Below are 18,231 nucleotides of genomic sequence, written 5' to 3' on the forward strand. Positions count from 1 at the left end.
GGGCGACGCTTTCGCGCCGCCCCCGTCCTCAGAACTTCATCGTCATCCCGGCCACGAAATTGCGGCCCATGCCCGGCACGGGACCGTAATTGGCCGGGTTGTTCGTGACCTTGGCCAAGGTGAAATAGCTTCCGCCGAGCGGCGAAAAATATTTCTGGTCGAAGACATTCTCCAACCCGAGGTCGAAGCGCACATTGCCCCACTCATAGGCCGTGCGCAGATTGAGCAGAGCGTAGCCGCCGGTCTTCAGCTCGTTGCGCGCAACGGAGACATGCGTTTTGCTGTCGACAAGTTGCAGCTCCACCACATTTGACCAGCCGCCGAGGCGATGTTCGATGGCGCCGCGCGCATTGAGCGGCATGATGTGGTAGAGGCCGTCGCCCTTGCGCGCATTCTTCGCAAGCATATAGCAATTGAAGCCTGAGAGGCCGCACGCCGTGTAATCGGGCATGTCGAAATCGCGCCCGAAGACGTAGTTGATATTTCCGGACGCGAAGAACTGCCCATATTCCGGCGTCTCCCACAATTTCACGCGGCCCGAGATGTCGAAACCATAAATCTGGGCCTTGTGATTGCGGAACTGCAGGACCGGGAAGACCAGTCCCGCAGGGCCGGTCGTGTTGCCGTAGCGCTCGGCCGTGATGAAGTTTTCAATATAGGTGTAATAGGGATTGGCGCGCGCTTCCCAATTACCTCTCGGGTCCTTCCATTCGGCGGTGACGCCGAACGTATGGGCGACCTCGGGCTTGAGGTCCATATTGCCGGTGTAGCCGTTGAGGTCGCCGAACCAATTGTTCATGGTGGTCCCCATCGTCACCGGCCAGGCGTAACGCTCATAGAGGCTCGGCGAGCGCGTCTTGCGCGAATAGCCCACCTCATAGGCGCTCGTTTCGTCGCGCTGGTAACGGGCCTTCGCCACCATGTCGAAGTTCACGTCGGTGCGCGAACGGTTGCGGCTGTTGAAAATGCCGGCCGTGATGGCGTCCGGGTTATTCATATACATGGGCATGCCCATCATCATGCCCATCGGAATGCGCGCGCGCGGATCGTAGGGCGAGACATTGCCCGTATCCATCCACACGACGTCGTTTCGCACGCCCAGCAGGGTGGACCATTGCGGCGTCCAATTGGCTTCCCATTCGGCGAAATGACCGACGCGGTTGCGATCGCCGTTGTTGATGTTCCAGAAGGTGAGGGGGCCCATCATCATCGAGCGGTAGATGGGCTCCCACCAATCGTTCAGCCGGAAGCCGTGATATTCGCTGCCAAGCCGCAGAAGGTCGCGGCCGGAAAGCTGCGTGAAGGGGATTTCCGTCTTGATCGAATAGCCGAAATCCTTGCCGATCGTGTTCATCGGCATGTTCGACGGCTGCTTGTCCTGCAGGAAGCCCATCGTATGCGCGACATAGTGATAGAAGGCGCGCGCGTCGACCGTGCCCCAATCATAGGCGCCCTGATATTTGGCGTCCGCGGTATAGGCGCGGTTGCCGGTCATATCCATGCGCTGATTGGGGAAGCCCTGATAGGGAATGTTCTCGATGGCGCCGCGCAACGAGAACAGGTGCCCGTTGTTCTGATAGGCCGCCGTGACCGAATGCTGCTCGGAGATGAAGTTGGTCGACAGCACCTTCCTGCCATCGCCGCCCTGATGATAATCCGTCGCGCGCGACCAGGCGCCGTTGTAGAGCACGCTCCAATGCTCGTTGGCGACATTCGCCGTGCCCGAGACGGTGATGCCGTTGTTGTTGGTGCGGAAGAAGGCCGAGATCGCGCCCGTGGCGAGGATTTCGTTCTGGGCGCCGAAGCGCAGGCCCTGGCCGCGGAACGGCAAAAACGGCGGATAAGGCGAGCCGAGCAGGAACGGGCCCGTGGGTTCCACGACCGCCGGGGCGGCGGCGGGGCTTGGCGCGAAGGCGGGCTGCCGCGGCGTCACGAGAATGGAGCCGCCGATCGAATCCCCGCCCTTGCTCACCGGCATGACGCCGGAGTGCACTTCAATATTCTGGACGTTATTCGGATCGATATAAGAGAGCGGCGGATTCATATGGTTGGCGCAGGCCGAGGTCGCCTCGACGCCGCCAACGAGGATCTTCAGCCGATCGTCGGCCATGCCGTGAATGACCGGCAATCGGGAGACGCCGCCCGCTTCGTACCAATTCACGCCTGGCGCATTTTGGAGGAGCTGCACTGTGTCGGCGGCGGCCGGCAGCTCATTGGCGATCTCGCGCGGTCCGATCACGGTCGCGTCCTGCAGCTTGTCGGGCTGGGCGACAATCGTGTTGGGCCGCGGCGCGGCGGCAGCGGCGCCGCGGGTGGCCGCTCCCACGGTAATTGCGGGTAGGGGCGTTTGCGCTTGGGCGTAGCCGAACAAGGCGAGAGCGATCGCGCCGGCGGATGCGCCGCGCGTCAAGACTAGACGTGACATGGACAAACTTCTCCTGATCCGCCGAACGACGGCGGTTAGACTGGATTCGCGTTGGCTGGTTCCGTCAGGAGAAAAGCGGCGGCGCGCGCGCGGGATGGGCGGCGCGCCGGCGGGCGTGAGGCGTCGCAACGCCGCTGGGCAAGAAGAAGACGAGCCGGCTCGTAATGGCGGGCGCGACTTGAACGGACGGGCGCGCGTCGATCGCTGAAAAGACGCAGGCCAGACACGCGCTGCAATCATGGTCAGCGCTTGTCCCCGGCAGATGCGGCGCGCCCGCGCCCAGCGCGACGCCGGGACGCTGGCACTCCGCAGCGGCCATTGCCGAGCCGTGCCCGGAGCCGCCGCGCATCCACTGCGGGGAGCCAGCCTGCACGACAAGGAACAGCGTCATCGCCAGCGCGAGCGCGTGACGCGCCCAGCCGGCAATGACGACGCCGCTCCTATTCGCGCGGGAAATGTGGCCTCGAATCCGCATGTCGCGGATTTATGCTAAGGCGTTCGTGGCTTAGCTAGCGACTTAGGTCATATAAGAGTCGTATTTGCTTCAACTGTGTCTTTTCGGCAACCCTATTTTCGGCCAGCAACAAAAAGCCGGCCCTTGAACTCCCTCGAGCCGCTTCCCAAATCGAATTCAGCGCGGGCCGCACTGGACGCGCGAATAGGCGCGGCGCGTTACGCAGCGCGCCGCATGTCGCTTCATACGGAGGATATGTCATGCGTCACTTCGATCTTTCGCCCCTCTATCGCCAGACCGTGGGCTTCGATCGTCTTTTCAATCTTCTCGACCAGGGCGGCGGCGTCGACGGCGCGTCGACCTATCCGCCTTATAATATCGAGCGCACCGGCGAGAACGCCTATCGCGTAACGCTGGCGGTCGCCGGCTTCTCGCGCGAGGAGCTGACGATCGAGACCAAGGAAAATACGCTGTCGATCAAAGGCTCCAAGGATCAGACCCCGCCCGCCCAGGGTCGTGAGATGCTGCATCAAGGGATCGCCGCCCGCGCATTCGAGCGCCGGTTCCAGCTCGCCGACCATGTGGTCGTGACGGGCGCGAGCCTAGTCAACGGCCTGCTGCATGTCGACCTCGTGCGGGAAATCCCCGAGACGCAGAAACCGCGTCGCATCGAGATTGGCGGCAGCGCTCCGACCGCCAAGGTTGTAGAATCCAAGGCCGCGTAAGGCCGTTCGTCAATCGTCCTGTAGAGGCGCCCGCTCGGGCGCCTCTTTTATTTTGCCGGAAACTCTATGGCGTCTTCTGGGGCGTCTTGGCGCTGGGCGCGGCATGAGCCGTGGCGGTCGTTGGCGCCGATGGGGTGACGGCGGCGGCGCCTTCGGTCGCCTTCGGCGGGACGATGGCGCGATGCGAGGCGGCGGTCGAACGCGCAGCGACAGTGCGCGCCGGGGGCGCCTTTGCCGCTGCGGTCGGAGATTTGGCGGGGTCGGCGAGCGGCCCCGGCTGCGGTGGCTTGACGGCCTCCGCCTTGGTTTCGAGCGGCTTTTGCGCCGGAGCCGGTTTTGCTGGGGCAGGAGCCGCCTCAGGCGGCGTGGCCGCAGCCGGTTTTTGCGCCTCCGTCGGCTTAGGGGCCTCCTTGGCGGCTTCTGGCCCCTTGGGCGGCTCCGTCGGTTTGGCCGGTTCGGCGGGCTTCGCAATTTCGGCCGGCTTCGCCCATTCGATCGGCTTTTGCGTTTCGGCGGGTTTCACGGTTGGAGCCGGTTGGGCGACGGCCGGCGCGCTGGGCGCAAGCGCGGGACGCGCCGCGCCGCCGCTGGCGGGCCGCTGCGTCTGTTGGGCGGCGGGCGCCTCCGGGGCGGGCTGCGGCACGTGCAGGATACGCCCATTTCCGCGCCCTTCGTCGACCGGCGCGCGGTTTTTGCCGATCTCCTTGACGACCGGGTGGGAGCCGCCAAGCTGTGGAACGAATCCGTTATCGTCCGGGCGAGGACGCTCGGCGGCTGGCGGCGGGCCAAGCCGCACGGCGTGGAGGATGGCGCCCTCGAAGGGGTCGATGAAAAAGCGCGTCTCGCCCTCGCGGCGGCTGACGCCCGTGGCGACGATCTGATCGCCGCGCCGGCCAAGTGGCCCCACGAGCTGGAAACCCTCGCGGGCGAGGATGCGCGCCACGGCGCCGCGCGAGGCGAAGCGCGGCTCTCCGAAATCCTCGTCGTCGGGCGGCGGCTGATAGCTCCAGCTATAGGCGAAAGGGCGGAAGAAGAACTGCGCCGTCGCGGCGTCGGCGCCAATCCCGCAGGCCAACGCGAGCCCGAGGGCAAGAGGGGTTCCCCATTTCGGCCAGGTAGAAGACATGCACACTTTTCCTTAAACCGTCGCCCCCTCACGCTTACCATCTTCTCCGGGATTGCGGCGAGCCTTGGACGCGCAACATTAATTGCCGGTAAGAACGGCGCTCGCGGGAGGCGGTTGCTTGTCACCGGAGCATAAATCTGGCAAAAATTACGGGCGTCGATATGTCAGTGCTGCTGACCTTTCGGCGCCGTCGCCCTTCGATAGTCGCCATTTTCCATCGCGCCGCGGTCAGAGCCGGCGGCGCGGGCCGAACGACCGACGATCGAGACGGTTTGGCGCGCCTCTTGCCTGAGGCGCGGCGGCCTGGCCGAAGGGAAGGCGCAAGAAAGCGCGCGCAAGCAGGCGCTGGAGAGGGAGCAAGCGCGCTTCTATCCACCGCGAACTTGCTCTATGCAGTTTTTGGAAAACGAATGTGACGAGGCGTCGGCCGCAGAAACACGCCGCGCCGCGTCGAGGAGACGCCGCCATGACGAAGGTCGTTGATAACGCCGTGCAAGAGGCCCTGGGCCAAGAGATCGCCATCGGGCGCGATCCGGCCCTGCCGGCCGCGCAGGGGCTCTACGATCCGTCGAAAGAGCACGATGCTTGCGGCGTCGGCTTCGTCGCCAACATGCACAATGAGCGGTCGCACGCCATCGTCGAGATGGGCCTGCAGATTCTTCTCAACCTCGACCATCGCGGCGCGGTGGGCGCCGACCCGAAGCTCGGCGACGGCTGCGGCATTCTTGTCCAGATCCCGCACGACTTCTTCAAGGCGGAATGCGCCAAGCTCGGCTTCGCGCTTCCGGCCGCGGGTGAATACGCCATCGGCCAGTTCTTCATGCCGCGCGATCCGGAAGTGCGCGCCAAGGCGCGCGAGATTCTCGACGCGCAGATGAAGGATGAGGGCGTCGTCGTGCTCGGCTGGCGCGATCTGCCGGTCGATTCGAGCGACCTCGGCGAAGCGGTGAAGGCCGTTGAGCCGCACCACATGCAGCTCTTCGTCGGCCGCGGTCCCGATGTGAAGGACGAAGCAGATTTCGAGCGGCGCGTTTATCTCGCCCGCAAGTCGTCTTCCAACGAGATTTACAAGCTCGAGAACGGCCGCGAATTCTATTCGGTCTCGGTCTCGACGCGCACCATCGTCTATAAGGGCATGGTGCTGGTCTCGCAGCTCGGCGAATATTTCCGCGACCTCAAGGACCCGCGTTTCGTCTCGGCGATCGCTCTGGTGCATCAGCGCTTCGCCACGAACACTTTCCCGTCCTGGCGCCTCGCGCATCCTTATCGTTTCGTCGCGCATAACGGCGAGATCAACACGCTGCGCGGCAACCTCAACTGGATGGCGGCGCGTCAGGCGTCGGTGTCCTCGCCGCTCTTCGGCGATAACATCACCAAGCTCTGGCCGATCTCCTATGAGGGCCAGTCCGACACCGCCTGCTTCGACAACGCGCTCGAATTCCTGGTGCGCGGCGGCTATTCGCTGGCGCATGCAGTGATGATGCTGATCCCCGAGGCCTGGGCCGGCAATCCGCTGATGGACGACGACCGCCGCGCCTTCTACGAGCACCATGCGTCGCTCATGGAGCCGTGGGACGGCCCCGCCGCCATGGCCTTCACCGACGGCCGCCAGATCGGCGCGACGCTCGACCGCAACGGCCTGCGTCCGGCGCGCTACCTTGTGACCGACGACGGCCTTGTGGTGATGGCCTCGGAAATGGGCGTGCTGCCGATTCCGGAAGAAAAGATCGTCACCAAGTGGCGCCTGCAGCCGGGCAAGATGCTGCTCGTCGATCTGGAGCAGGGCCGCATCATCTCCGACGACGAGATCAAGAAGGAGCTCGCGCTCTCGCATCCCTATAAGGAATGGCTGGCGCGCACGCAGATTCAGCTCGAGGAGCTGCGGCCCGTCGAGGCGCGTCCGGCGCGCGCCGACGTCACGCTGCTCGATCGCCAGCAGGCCTTCGGCTACACCGAGGAAGACCTTTACACGCTGATGTTCCCCATGGCCGTCACGGGTCAGGAGGCCATCGGCTCCATGGGCACGGACACGCCGGTGTCGCCGCTCTCCGACAAGGAGAAGCTGCTCTACACCTATTTCAAGCAGAACTTCGCGCAGGTGACCAATCCGCCGATCGACCCGATCCGCGAAGAGCTGGTGATGAGCCTTGTGTCCTTCATCGGCCCGCGTCCGAACATTCTCGATCATGAGGGCTCGGCCAATAAGAAGCGCCTCGAAGTGCGCCAGCCGATCCTCACCAATGAGGATCTGGAAAAGATCCGCTGGATCGGCATGGTGGAGGACAGCTTCGACACCAAGACGCTGGAAATTTCCTATGATTCCAGCAAGGGCGCGGCGGGCATGGGTAGCGCTATCCAGCGTCTGTGCCAGCGCGCGGAAGAAGCTGTTTCCGGCCGCTACAACATCATCATCCTCTCCGACCGCATGGCGGGACCGGATCGCATTCCGATCCCGGCGCTGCTCGCGACGGCGGCGGTGCATCATCATCTGATCCGCAAGGGCCTGCGCACCTCGGTCGGCCTCGTGGTCGAGACCGGCGAAGCGCGCGAAGTGCATCACTTCGCCTGCCTTGCAGGTTACGGCGCCGAGGCGATCAACCCCTATCTCGCCTTCGACACGCTGGAGGCCTCGGCCGGCGAATTCCCGGCGGACGTCGACGCGGATACGGCGATCAAGCGCTACATTAAGGCGGTCGGCAAGGGCCTGCTGAAGGTCATGTCCAAGATGGGCATTTCGACCTATCAATCCTACTGCGGCGCGCAGATTTTCGACGCCGTGGGCCTTGCGCAGAGCTTCGTCGACGAGTTCTTCACCGGCACGACGACGCGCGTCGAGGGCGTGGGCCTCGACGAGATCGCCAAAGAGACGGTGCGCCGCCATCGCCTCGCTTTCGGCGACGCGCCTGTCTATCGCGACGCGCTCGACGTCGGCGGCGATTACGCCTTCCGCACGCGCGGCGAAGCGCATAGCTGGACGCCGCAGACCATCTCGCTGCTTCAGCACGCCGTCCGCGGCAATGCGCAGGAGCAGTATCGCGCCTTCGCCAAGGCGTTGAACGAGCAAGACGAGAAGCTGCTCAATCTGCGCGGCCTGTTCCGCATCAAGAGCGCCGATGAAGACGGCCGCAAGCCGGTTCCGCTCAATGAGGTGGAGCCCGCTTCCGAGATCGTGAAGCGTTTCGCCACCGGCGCCATGTCCTTCGGTTCGATCTCGCGCGAGGCGCACACCACGCTCGCCATCGCCATGAACCGCATCGGCGGCAAGTCGAACACGGGCGAGGGCGGCGAGGAGCCGGATCGCTTCAAGCCGCTCGCGAACGGCGACACGATGCGTTCGGCTATCAAGCAGGTCGCTTCGGGCCGCTTCGGCGTGACGACGGAATATCTCGTCAACGCCGACATGATCCAGATCAAGATGGCGCAGGGCGCCAAGCCCGGCGAAGGTGGCCAGCTCCCCGGCGACAAGGTCGATGCGGTGATCGCCAAGGTGCGCCACTCGACGCCGGGCGTCGGCCTCATCTCGCCGCCGCCGCACCACGACATCTATTCGATCGAGGATTTGGCGCAGCTCATCTTCGATCTGAAGAATGTGAATCCGAAGGCCGGTGTCTCGGTGAAGCTCGTCTCCGAAGTTGGCGTCGGCACGGTTGCGGCGGGCGTCTCAAAGGGCCGCGCCGACCATGTGACGATCTCCGGCTATGATGGCGGCACGGGCGCTTCGCCGCTTACCTCCATCAAGCATGCGGGCTCGCCCTGGGAGATCGGCCTCGCCGAAACGCATCAGACGCTGGTGCTGAATGGTCTGCGCTCGCGCATCGCCGTGCAGGTCGACGGCGGCCTGCGCACGGGCCGCGACGTCATCATCGGCGCGCTGCTGGGCGCGGACGAGTTCGGCTTCTCCACGGCCCCGCTCATTGCGGCCGGCTGCATCATGATGCGCAAGTGCCATCTCAACACTTGCCCCGTCGGCGTCGCCACGCAGGACCCGGTGCTGCGCAAGCGCTTCGCCGGCCAGCCTGAGCATGTCATCAACTATTTCTTCTTCGTCGCCGAGGAAGCGCGCGAGCTGATGGCGCAGATGGGCTACCGCAGCTTCGACGAACTCGTCGGCCAGATGCAGATGCTCGACAAGAGCAAGGCCATCGCTCACTGGAAGGCGCAGGGCCTCGACTTCTCGAAGCTCTTCTACAAGCCGGAAGGCGAGGGCGCGGCAATCCGCCATTCGCAGTTCCAGGACCACGGCCTCGACAAGGTTCTCGACAACAAGCTCATCGCCGAGGCGCGGCCGGCGCTCGACCGCGGTGCGAAAGTGTCGATCGAGACGTCGATCAAGAACGTCGACCGTACCACGGGCGCCATGCTCTCGGGCGAGGTCGCGCGCATCTATGGTCACACGGGCCTGCCGGAGGACACGATCAACATCCGCGCCGTCGGCACGGCCGGGCAGAGCTTCGGCGCCTTCCTCGCGCGCGGCGTGACGCTGCAGCTCGAAGGCGAGGCGAACGACTATGTCGGCAAGGGCCTCTCGGGCGGCAAGCTGATCGTCTATCCGTCGCGCGACGCCAAGAAGATCGATCCGTCGAACTCCATCATCGTCGGCAATACGGTGCTCTACGGCGCGATCGCGGGCGAGTGCTATTTCCGCGGCGTCGCGGGCGAGCGCTTTGCGGTGCGCAACTCGGGCGCCGTCGCGGTGGTCGAGGGCGCGGGCGACCACGGCTGCGAATATATGACGGGCGGCGTCGTGGTCGTGCTGGGCCAGACGGGGCGCAACTTTGCGGCCGGCATGTCCGGCGGCATCGCCTATGTCCTCGATGAGGACGACAGCTTCGCGAGCCGCTGCAACCTCGCGATGGTCGATCTCGAACCCGTGAGCGCCGAAGAGACGCTCATGACCGAGAACTATCATCAGACCGGCGATCTGGAGACGCATGGCAAGGTCGATGTTATGTCGGATATGACGCGCTTCGACGCCGAGCGCCTGCGCCAGCTCATCGAGCGGCACCTGCGCTACACGGGCTCGACCCGCGCGCGGCAGATTCTCGATGATTGGGAGAACTATCGCGGCAAGTTCCGCAAGGTGATGCCGATCGAATACCGCCGCGCGCTGACGGAGATGGCCAAGAAGGCGCAGCCGGGGCGGCTCAAGGCGGCGGGCGAGTAACGAGCCGAGCCTAAGAGCGGACCTCTAAAAGAATGGCGCAGGACGATGAGTCCCGCGCCATTTTCTTTGGGCTACTGCGATAAGCGCGGCGGTCATGAAAAGGGGTTCACAACCCTCAACCCGCCAATCTGATGGCCGTTGTGCATGTCTTCCGAGTAGAGTGTGCGGCAGCCGGCGAGCTGCGCCGCTGCGACGATCATGGCGTCGTAGACAGCGAAATTGTGCTGGCGTGCAAGGGCGACGCCGAGCTCATGTGTTTCGAGCGTCAATGCGACGACATTGAGCGTCTCTCTAAATGTTGAGACGCTCCTTTCCAGCGTCTCCCACGGGGTGCGGCTTTTCCTGCGAGAAACGGCAATGAATTCGTTCAACACCTGGACGCTCACCACGGCGCCGCGCGCCAGCAATTCCTTCGAGCGTCCCGACCGCTCCTTGTCCTCCGAAACAGCATAGACGAGGATATTCGTGTCCAAAAAGACGTCACTTCTCCTCATAGGCGTCGTCACGCTTGAATCGGTAGTCGGCAGGGAAGATTTTCGGAAGCGCGTCGAGCTTTTCGATTTGCGCCAACAAAGCGCCGGCCTCGGTGCGCTGCACGTCGAGCGACACCTCATCCCCTTCCTTCAAACCGAGTTCCTCAACCAATTTGGCTGGAAGCCGCACCGCCAGGCTGTTGCCCCATCTTGAGATGCGCATTTGCGCCTCCGGATATCCATTTTGCAGGACGTATATCTAGGCGCTTTCTTGCTTAGGTTCAATTTGGGAGCCGGACTCGCTTGACGGGGCCCAAGCGAAAGCGTTTAGAACTCCTCACGAAATCACGCAGTGGGCTGAGCAGACGGCGGACTGGCGGAATTCGAGCTTGATCCGGCTGGTTTCGACCATCCGGAGCCCGATGCGAAAGGTGGGATGCGATATGGGCAAGGTCACGGGCTTTCTCGAAATCGACCGGCAGGACCGCAAATATAAGCCGGCGGCCGATCGCATTCGTCACTATGACGAGTTCGTGATCCCGCTCTCTGAAGAGGCGACCAAAAGCCAGGCCGCACGCTGCATGGATTGCGGCATCCCGTTCTGCCACAATGGCTGCCCGGTCAATAACCAGATCCCCGACTGGAACGACCTCGTCTATCACGGCGAGTGGAAGCGCGCGCTCGCCAATCTCCACTCGACCAATAACTTCCCCGAGTTTACCGGCCGCATCTGCCCCGCGCCCTGCGAGGCCTCCTGCACGCTGAACCTTCAGGACCAGCCCGTCACCATCAAGACGATCGAATGCGCGATCGTCGACCGCGGCTTCGAGCAGGGCTGGGTCGTTCCCGAGCCGCCCAAGCGCAAGACCGGGCGGCGGGTCGCCGTCGTCGGCTCGGGCCCCGCGGGTCTCGCCGCTGCGCAGCAGCTCGCACGCGCCGGCCACGACGTCCATCTCTACGAAAAGAACGCCAAGGCCGGCGGTCTGCTGCGCTACGGCATTCCCGACTTCAAGATGGAAAAGCATCTGATCGACCGCCGCGTCGCGCAGATGGAGGCGGAGGGCGTCGTCTTCCATTATGGCGTCAACGTCGGCGTGGACATGAACGTCCGCGACCTCGTGGCCAGCCATGACGCGGTAATTCTGGCCGGCGGCGCCGAGCAGCCGCGCGAGCTGCCGATCCCCGGGCGCGAGCTGCGCGGCGTGCATGTCGCCATGGATTTCCTGGCTCAGCAGAACCGCCGCGTCGCTGGCGAGCCGCTCACGACCAACGAGCCGATCTTCGCGACCGGCAAGCATGTCGTCGTCATCGGCGGCGGCGATACGGGCTCGGACTGCATCGGCACCTCGGTGCGCCATGGCGCGCTGTCGGTGACGCAGCTCGAAATCATGCCCAAGCCGCCGGAGAAGGAAAATAAGCTCCTGACCTGGCCGGACTGGCCGCTGAAGATGCGCACCTCCTCCTCGCATGAGGAGGGCTCGGCGCGCGAGTTCTCCGTGCTGACCAAGGAGTTCATCGGCGAGGGCGGCGCGGTCGAGGGGCTGCGCTGCGTGCGGGTCGACGGCAAGATGCAGGAGATTCCCGACAGCGCCTTCACGATCAAGGCTGATCTGGTGCTGCTCGCCATGGGCTTCGTCTCGCCGATCAAGGAAGGGCTCCTCGAACAAAGCGGCGTCGATCTCGACGCGCGCGGCAATGTGGCGGCGGATACGCGCGCCTATAAGACATCGCGCGAAAAAGTATTCGCGTGCGGGGACATGCGGCGCGGTCAATCGCTCGTGGTGTGGGCTATTCGCGAGGGGCGCCAATGCGCCCATGCGGTCGACCTGCATTTGATGGGCGAAACAAATCTGCCAAGGTGAGAAAAAATGGTCAGCGAAAAATTGAACCTTTGGTACTGCGACACATTCGTCACCCAGCCGTGGCAGTTCTTCTTTCTGGTCCTGCCGCTGGCGGGCGCCTTTCTCTACGGGCGTGATCAGAAGAAAATCGCCTGGATTTTGATCGCGGCCTGGGTCGTCATTCAAATCACCTTGTCGGGGCTGACCAATTTCGTCTTCGACTGCAATATGGAATAAGCGTCCAGCCAGACGACAGTCAAAAAAAGCCCCGGATTTCCGGGGCTTTTGTTGTTTCGGCGGAGAAATAAATCATATCATTTCCGGTTGAATAGCTCGCGTGGGGGTCTTGTCATTCCCGTCGGGCCGAAGGCCCGACCGGGAATCCAGAGCCGCAAAAGCGCTGGTTTTGCCCAGAGCCCGTCATTGCGAGCGAAGCGAAGCAATCCAGGGCGGCGATGCGGCCCTGGATTGCTTCGTCGGCTCCGCCTCCTCGCAAATGACGGCGGTGAGCCCCTGTGTGTCCAAACGGCGCGAGCGTCGAGAATGACGCCGACCCAATCAAGCGGATCTCGTATCACAGCACCACGACATTCGTCCCGATCTTCACGCGGCTGAAAAGGTCGGTGACGTCGTCATTGGTCATACGGATGCAGCCGGAGGAGACGGCCTGTCCGATGGTCCAGGGCTCGTTCGAGCCGTGGATGCGGAACATCGTGTCCTTGGCGCCCGAGTAGAGATACATGGCGCGCGCGCCGAGGGGGTTCTCTTCGCCGCCGGCCATGTGGCGCGGCAGATCGGGACGGCGCTTCAGCATTTCCTTCGGCGGCGTCCAGCCAGGCCAGGTTTCCTTACGGCCGACGCGGACGCGCCCCTTCCAGGTAAATCCTTCACGGCCCACACCGATCCCGTAGCGCACCGCTTGTCCATCGGCGAGCGAGAGATAGAGGTAGCGGTTTTCCGTATCGACGGTGATCGTGCCGGGGCGTTCCTTCGTCGGGTCGGAGACCATCTCGCGCGTTACGGTGGGATAGTCCCGCTGCACGCGCATGTCGTCCTGCTGCTCGTAGGAGGCCTGTTGGCGGCCGTAAGAGGCATCCTCGTTTCCAGCCGCGGTGGGACTCGGTTCTTCAAAAAGCGCCAGGAAACTACGGTCTTGCGCCGAGGCTTCTGTTGAGAAGGCGCCGGCAGTCAGCATGAAGGCCGCGGCGGCGAGAGGCCGGAAATCGAAAAGATGCATTTGAATAGCTCCCCAGACTTATCTGGGCAGGAAAATGCCGGAGCCTGGCAAAGCGTTCCATATGCCTGCGCACATTGGCCGATAGGGTAAAATTTCCTTCAAAAAATCGAAATCGCGCTCGATCGCGTAAAAGCGCAATCGAGCGTCAGGGTGCAGCAGGCTTCCATGAATAATCGTCCGCTCGATTGGGGCGCGGCGGTTGATCGCCGCCCTCGACGAATACATGCCGCGCGAGCGCCTGCGCGTCGGCGCCGGCGGGCGCCGGGGCAGGCGCGCGTCGCGCCAGTTCCGGCGCCCCGGCCGGAGCCGGCGCGCCAGTCAAAGTCTGGACAGGTCCGATGGCGGGGCGCTCGGGAAGCGCCGGGGCCTCGCTCGAGAGAGGCTTTTCGGGCGAGCGGAAAATGAGCGGGGCCGAGGGGGCGGCCGCCGACGCGGGCGGCTGCGCTTTTGCCGCCGGCGCGTCAGGAGCGGCTTCCAGTTCCGGCTGCTTGCGCTCGTCGTAAAGCTTCTTGATTTCAGTGGCGACGAAATGCGCGACGCTGAGCGCGCCGGCCTCGGTGAAATGCACGCCGTCCGCCGTGCGCAGCTTGACGATCTGCCCGTTGATGTCGGGGCCGAAGGCGTTGAACCGGCCGCGCTCGTCAGCGAGCGCTTCCCAAAGATCGACGTAAATCCCGTCGTTCTTGGCGACCTCCTCCCGAAAGAGATCGTTGAGCTTTCCCATGTCGGCGGAAAAGCTCTCGTTCTTCATCATCGGCAGGCCGACCCAGACCACCGGAATTTTCTTTTCCCGGAACGGCGCCATCACCGCGTCAATGCGGGCGGCGTAGGTCTCGCGCCAACGCGGAGAGAAGGGCTCGTCGCTCTGCGCGCCCTCGCGTAGCGACTGCCTGTCATTCGAGCCGATCATCATCACGGCGACGTCGATCTTCTGCGACCCGTTGGCGATGTCTTTCGCCGCCTTCGGCCAGTCGTAGAAATCGCTGCGCACGAGGCCCGAGCTTTCCTTGCCCTTGCGCAATATTCCGATCTCGGGCTTGTCGGCGAACGTCTCCTCCAGGCCATTCGCGAGCAATATGCCCAGCGTATCGCCCATCACGGCGACGAAATAAGTCGCCGCGACCTCGGGCGTCTCGCGCTTTGCCGCTTCGCCCGCGCCCGGCGACGGCTCGCTGCGCTTCACGGCGCGTTTCGGCGTGGAGCGCGCCGCCTCGCCGCCGCGCCAATAGGTCGGCGGCCGATTTTCCTGGTGCGGCATGATCCGGCGCACGCGCGGCTCGTCGGCGGGGCGCTGAACCGGCGCGCGCTTGAAGCCGAACAGGCCGCCGAAGAAATCGGAAAAGGGGTCCTGCGCCACGGCGGCTTCCGGGCCTGCGAGGAGCGCGGCGAGCGCTATCAGAGCGAGCGCCAGCGCGCGGCGCAGCGTGACGGGACGAGCGTTGCGGGCGTCAACCATGTGGAAAGTATAAAGGGCTTTTTCGCAGCTTCGCAAATCGCCGCTTGACGCGCCGGCGCGCATTCGCCCCAATTCGGCCGACTCGATCGAGGGGATTCCCATGACAGGCTCCGTTTTTCGCCGCGTTGTTTTTCACTTGGCGTTATTTTGCCTCGTCGGCGCTACCTCGGCCTTTGCCGCGCCGCGCGAGCACGACCAGCCGGCGGAGTTTCGCGTGCCGCCTTACTCGGGGATTTTGCCTTTGTGCTCGGACCCGCTGGTGCTGACGGAAATCACCTCGAGCTTTGGCAGCCGGGAGGCCGAATATTGGAATTCCGGCCTCGTGATCGAGGGCTATGAAAGCGCCTCCGAATTTGGCTATCGCACCGATGGTTTGAGCTATATTCCGCGTCGCTACTGCCGCGCGGAAGCCTATTTCAACGACGGCAAGCGCCGCCGCGTCGTCTACAACATCGGCGAGGATCTGGGCTTCATCGGCATCGGTTCGGGCGTCACCTGGTGCGTCGAGGGGCTTGACCGCAACCACGCCTTCAGTCCGAATTGCCGCGCGGCCGGACCTTGAGCCCGACCGCTCAACAAAGCGGCTCCGAGGTTTTCCGATGACCAGCATTTTTTTGACTGCCGCGCGCGCGGCGGCGTTTTTCTCTGCTTTCCTCTTTCTGGCGCCCGCGAGCGCCAAGGACGACGATTGTATCCTTGACCATTGCGCCGATCGGCTTCCGCCGAAGCCGCAAGACGCGACGCCCGCGCCCGCTCCTGAAGCCAAGCGCGACGCCGGTTTCCGCGGCGGCGCGCCCTCCAAGGATTTTGATTTCTACGTGCTCGCCTTGAGCTGGTCGCCCGGCTTCTGCGACAGCGTCGGCGGCTCGCATGATCAATGCGAGCCGGGGAAGGGGCTGGGCTTCGTCGTGCATGGGCTGTGGCCGCAATATGAGCACGGCTTCCCCAGCGACTGTGACGGTCCGCGCACGCCCTCCCGCATCGCTCTGCAGCGCGCCGACGGGCTCTTCCCCGACGAGCGCCTCGCGCGCTACGAATGGCGCAAGCACGGAACCTGCAGCGGCAAGAGCCCGAGCGACTATTTCGGCGATGTCGCCCGCGCACGAGAGGCGGTGACGATCCCTGCGGCTTTCGTGAGGCCCAAGGGCGATCAGACCTTCACGCCCATCGATGTCGAGCGCGCCTTCTACGACGCCAATCCGCGGCTGCGGCCGGGCATGATGGCGGTCTCCTGCCGTCGCAATGTCTTCGAGGAAGTGCGCATCTGCCTGTCGAAGGACTTGCGCGAGTTCCGAGCCTGTCCCGAGGTCGTGCAGCACGGCTGCCGCCAGCGCGAGATTTCCGTGCCGGCGCCCTTGTGAATGTCATTCCCGCGAAAGCGGGAATCCAGGGCAGACATGACGAGCGCGCGGAACGACATCGGCGCGCTTGCGGCTCGGCGGCAACCGGCCGATAGAACGGCATGAACTATCGCCACGGTTTCCACGCCGGCAACTTCGCCGACGTCTTCAAGCATGCGCTGCTTGCGCGCCTGCTCGCCTATCTCTTGCGCAAGGACGCGCCGTTCCGCGTCATCGACACCCATGCGGGGGAGGGCGCCTATGACCTCGCCGCCGACGAGGCCGAGCGCACGCTGGAATGGCGCGGCGGAATCGGTCGCCTCGCCGATCTCTCCAGCGCGGACGATGAGACGCGCGCGCTTCTCGCGCCCTATCTCGATTGCGTCGGCGTCTTCGACGCCGAGGGGCGGCCGGGGCTCTATCCCGGCTCGCCGCTCATCGCCGCGCGGATGATGCGCGATCAGGACCGCGCCATTTTTTGCGAGTTGCGCCCCGACGCTTTCGAGGCGCTGCGCTATCGCTTCGGACGCGACGCGCGGGTGAAGGCGATCCATATCGACGGCTACACCGGGCTCAGCGCCTATGTGCCGCCCAAGGAGAAGCGCGGCCTCGTGCTGATCGATCCACCCTTCGAGCGGACGGATGAATTCGACGCGATGTTCTCAGCCTTTCTGCGCGCCTATCGCAAGTGGCCGAATGGCGTTTACGCGCTCTGGCATCCGTCGAAGGACGCCATTGCAGAGCGCGCATTTCTTGGTCGCTTCGCGCGCGAGGGCGTGAAACGCACGCTGCGCCTGTCGTTCGCGGTTGCGCGTGGGGGCGAAGGTCTGCGGCGGACGGGATTGGTTGTCATCAATCCGCCTTTCGTTTTCGAAGAGGAGGCGCGGAAAATTCTCGCTTTCCTTGCGTCGAAACTGGCCCAGGCCGAAGGCGCGGGCTTCGAGATCGATCGCCTGACGGGGGAGTGACGTCATTTCCGGTTGAAAGTTCGCATTGGGGGGGGGCATTCCCGGCGGGCTGAAAGCCCGACCGGGAATCCAGAGCCACAAGAGCGCTGGTTTGCTCTGGATTCCCGATCGCTCGCTGCGCGAGCGTCGGGAATGACAACGAACCGCGATTTGAGGGCTGAGGTAAATCATTCGCCGGAACGAGGGAGCCTCATCGCGGGACAAGATGTCGCGCCCAATACATAAGATGAAACGAATTCTCATCTCGATTGTTTACCTGTCGTTGCGAGAGTGTCTCTCGCGAACGGGTCAATCCGTCATTAGCGCGACCTGTCATCGTTATACTCGGATGCATTATTGTGGAGGCATTTCGTATGTATTCCATGAGCATTCACAAGCGTGGCCCAGCCGAAAAGATCGCCCGTTTTTTTATGTGCGCACTCTTCTTCGCGAGTCTCGCCACTCCAGCTAAGGCCGGATTCTTTGAAGAGCTTTTCGGCCTGGGCGGCGCCGATGAGGCGCGCAGCGCGCCGCGGCCGCAAGCGCGCGTCCAGCACAGCGCCACGCGACGTCATTCCTTCACTTTGCGCTTCGACAATTCTCCAAAAAAGAATGCGCAAGAGCGCGCTCACGCGATGGAAACCGCCGAAGGCTCTGATTCGACGGGAGCCAGGCTGTCAAAACCCTTATTTTGCGGGGCGGAACCGCTTCAGCCCGCCGCGGCGGATAAATCCCTTCTGCGCTTGCACGACGCAACCTTGCGGGCGGGCGATAGCATCGTGACGCCAACGGGGATTTTGATATTCCGAGGCCGCATCGGCTGCCCGCACAGCGATGAGGATTTTATCGCGCTCGCTGATTCGCGCCTCCCACGGCAAAAACGCGACGCGCTTCTCAGCCTGGAGCGCACATTGCCTTCCCTCCAGCCGGACGACGGCGCCAAAGCGGAAAAGCTTACCGAGCTAAAAGTAGCCGGGGAGGGCCATCCCTGACTTCCTTGCGCAGGGGCGCGCGGTCGGGATAAGGAACGCGCCGACGTTCAG

At 63.9% G+C, this 18,231-nt stretch carries 15 protein-coding genes; 8 read left to right on the forward strand and 7 right to left on the reverse strand.

From position 1 onward, the window contains the following. Nucleotides 1-28 precede the first annotated feature (28 nt). Nucleotides 29-2,425 (reverse strand): TonB-dependent receptor, encoded by a 2,397-nt coding sequence (locus JJT62_RS04885; protein WP_202071587.1) that lies wholly within the window; start codon nucleotides 2,423-2,425, stop codon nucleotides 29-31. A gap of 64 nt (nucleotides 2,426-2,489) precedes the next feature. Then, a complete protein-coding gene (locus JJT62_RS04890; protein ID WP_202071588.1) occupies nucleotides 2,490-2,900 on the reverse strand; it encodes a hypothetical protein in 411 nt (136 codons plus the stop codon). 239 nt (nucleotides 2,901-3,139) lie between these two features. Between JJT62_RS04890 and JJT62_RS04895 the strand changes: the two genes are divergently transcribed. Next, entirely contained in the window at nucleotides 3,140-3,604 is a 465-nt protein-coding gene (locus JJT62_RS04895) for an Hsp20 family protein (protein WP_202071589.1), read from the forward strand. A 64-nt stretch (nucleotides 3,605-3,668) separates the two neighbouring features. On the opposite strand, the gene JJT62_RS04900 is transcribed toward JJT62_RS04895, so the two are convergent. Beyond that, entirely contained in the window at nucleotides 3,669-4,730 is a 1,062-nt protein-coding gene (locus JJT62_RS04900; protein WP_202071590.1) for a hypothetical protein, read from the reverse strand. A gap of 466 nt (nucleotides 4,731-5,196) precedes the next feature. Here JJT62_RS04900 and gltB point away from each other — a divergent pair, with 466 nt between their 5' ends. Beyond that, nucleotides 5,197-9,894, forward strand: coding sequence for a glutamate synthase large subunit (gene gltB, locus JJT62_RS04905; protein WP_202071591.1), 4,698 nt, complete (start codon nucleotides 5,197-5,199; stop codon nucleotides 9,892-9,894). Nucleotides 9,895-9,986: 92 nt separating this feature from the next. Here the strand turns inward: gltB and JJT62_RS04910 are convergent, their stop codons facing one another. Further along, complete coding sequence (locus JJT62_RS04910) at nucleotides 9,987-10,367, reverse strand: PIN domain-containing protein (RefSeq protein WP_246744729.1); 381 nt, start codon at nucleotides 10,365-10,367, stop codon at nucleotides 9,987-9,989. Nucleotides 10,368-10,374: 7 nt separating this feature from the next. Then, nucleotides 10,375-10,590: an AbrB/MazE/SpoVT family DNA-binding domain-containing protein gene (locus tag JJT62_RS04915; protein WP_202071593.1), complete on the reverse strand. Its 216-nt coding sequence runs from the start codon at nucleotides 10,588-10,590 to the stop codon at nucleotides 10,375-10,377. Between the two features lie 220 nt (nucleotides 10,591-10,810). Here JJT62_RS04915 and JJT62_RS04920 point away from each other — a divergent pair, with 220 nt between their 5' ends. Together JJT62_RS04920 and JJT62_RS04925 are read left to right on the forward strand one after the other, a co-directional pair. After that, entirely contained in the window at nucleotides 10,811-12,229 is a 1,419-nt protein-coding gene (locus JJT62_RS04920; RefSeq protein ID WP_202071594.1) for a glutamate synthase subunit beta, read from the forward strand. A gap of 6 nt (nucleotides 12,230-12,235) precedes the next feature. After that, entirely contained in the window at nucleotides 12,236-12,445 is a 210-nt protein-coding gene (locus tag JJT62_RS04925; RefSeq protein WP_202071595.1) for a hypothetical protein, read from the forward strand. Between the two features lie 337 nt (nucleotides 12,446-12,782). Here JJT62_RS04925 and JJT62_RS04930 read toward each other — a convergent pair whose 3' ends face one another. Both JJT62_RS04930 and JJT62_RS04935 read right to left on the reverse strand, forming a co-directional pair. After that, nucleotides 12,783-13,445, reverse strand: coding sequence for a L,D-transpeptidase (locus tag JJT62_RS04930; protein WP_202071596.1), 663 nt, complete (start codon nucleotides 13,443-13,445; stop codon nucleotides 12,783-12,785). 145 nt (nucleotides 13,446-13,590) lie between these two features. Beyond that, on the reverse strand, nucleotides 13,591-15,003 hold the full coding sequence (locus JJT62_RS04935; protein WP_246744730.1) for an SGNH family hydrolase: 1,413 nt from the start codon (nucleotides 15,001-15,003) through the stop codon (nucleotides 13,591-13,593). Here JJT62_RS04935 and JJT62_RS04940 point away from each other — a divergent pair. The 4 genes from JJT62_RS04940 (at nucleotide 15,002) to JJT62_RS04955 (ending at nucleotide 18,180) form a co-directional block, all read left to right on the forward strand. Continuing rightward, a complete protein-coding gene (locus JJT62_RS04940; RefSeq protein WP_202071597.1) occupies nucleotides 15,002-15,463 on the forward strand; it encodes a hypothetical protein in 462 nt (153 codons plus the stop codon). The genes JJT62_RS04935 and JJT62_RS04940 overlap by 2 nt on opposite strands. 37 nt (nucleotides 15,464-15,500) lie before the next feature. Further along, complete coding sequence (locus JJT62_RS04945) at nucleotides 15,501-16,262, forward strand: ribonuclease T (protein ID WP_202071598.1); 762 nt, start codon at nucleotides 15,501-15,503, stop codon at nucleotides 16,260-16,262. Nucleotides 16,263-16,363: 101 nt separating this feature from the next. After that, the gene (locus tag JJT62_RS04950; RefSeq protein WP_202071599.1) at nucleotides 16,364-17,209 is read left to right on the forward strand and encodes a 23S rRNA (adenine(2030)-N(6))-methyltransferase RlmJ; all 846 of its coding nucleotides are present in this window, start codon (nucleotides 16,364-16,366) and stop codon (nucleotides 17,207-17,209) included. 248 nt (nucleotides 17,210-17,457) lie between these two features. Further along, nucleotides 17,458-18,180 (forward strand): hypothetical protein, encoded by a 723-nt coding sequence (locus JJT62_RS04955; protein ID WP_202071600.1) that lies wholly within the window; start codon nucleotides 17,458-17,460, stop codon nucleotides 18,178-18,180. Nucleotides 18,181-18,231: the final 51 nt, after the last annotated feature.

Source organism: Methylocystis sp. Sn-Cys (assembly GCF_016745395.1).
GTDB lineage: Bacteria > Pseudomonadota > Alphaproteobacteria > Rhizobiales > Beijerinckiaceae > Methylocystis > Methylocystis iwaonis.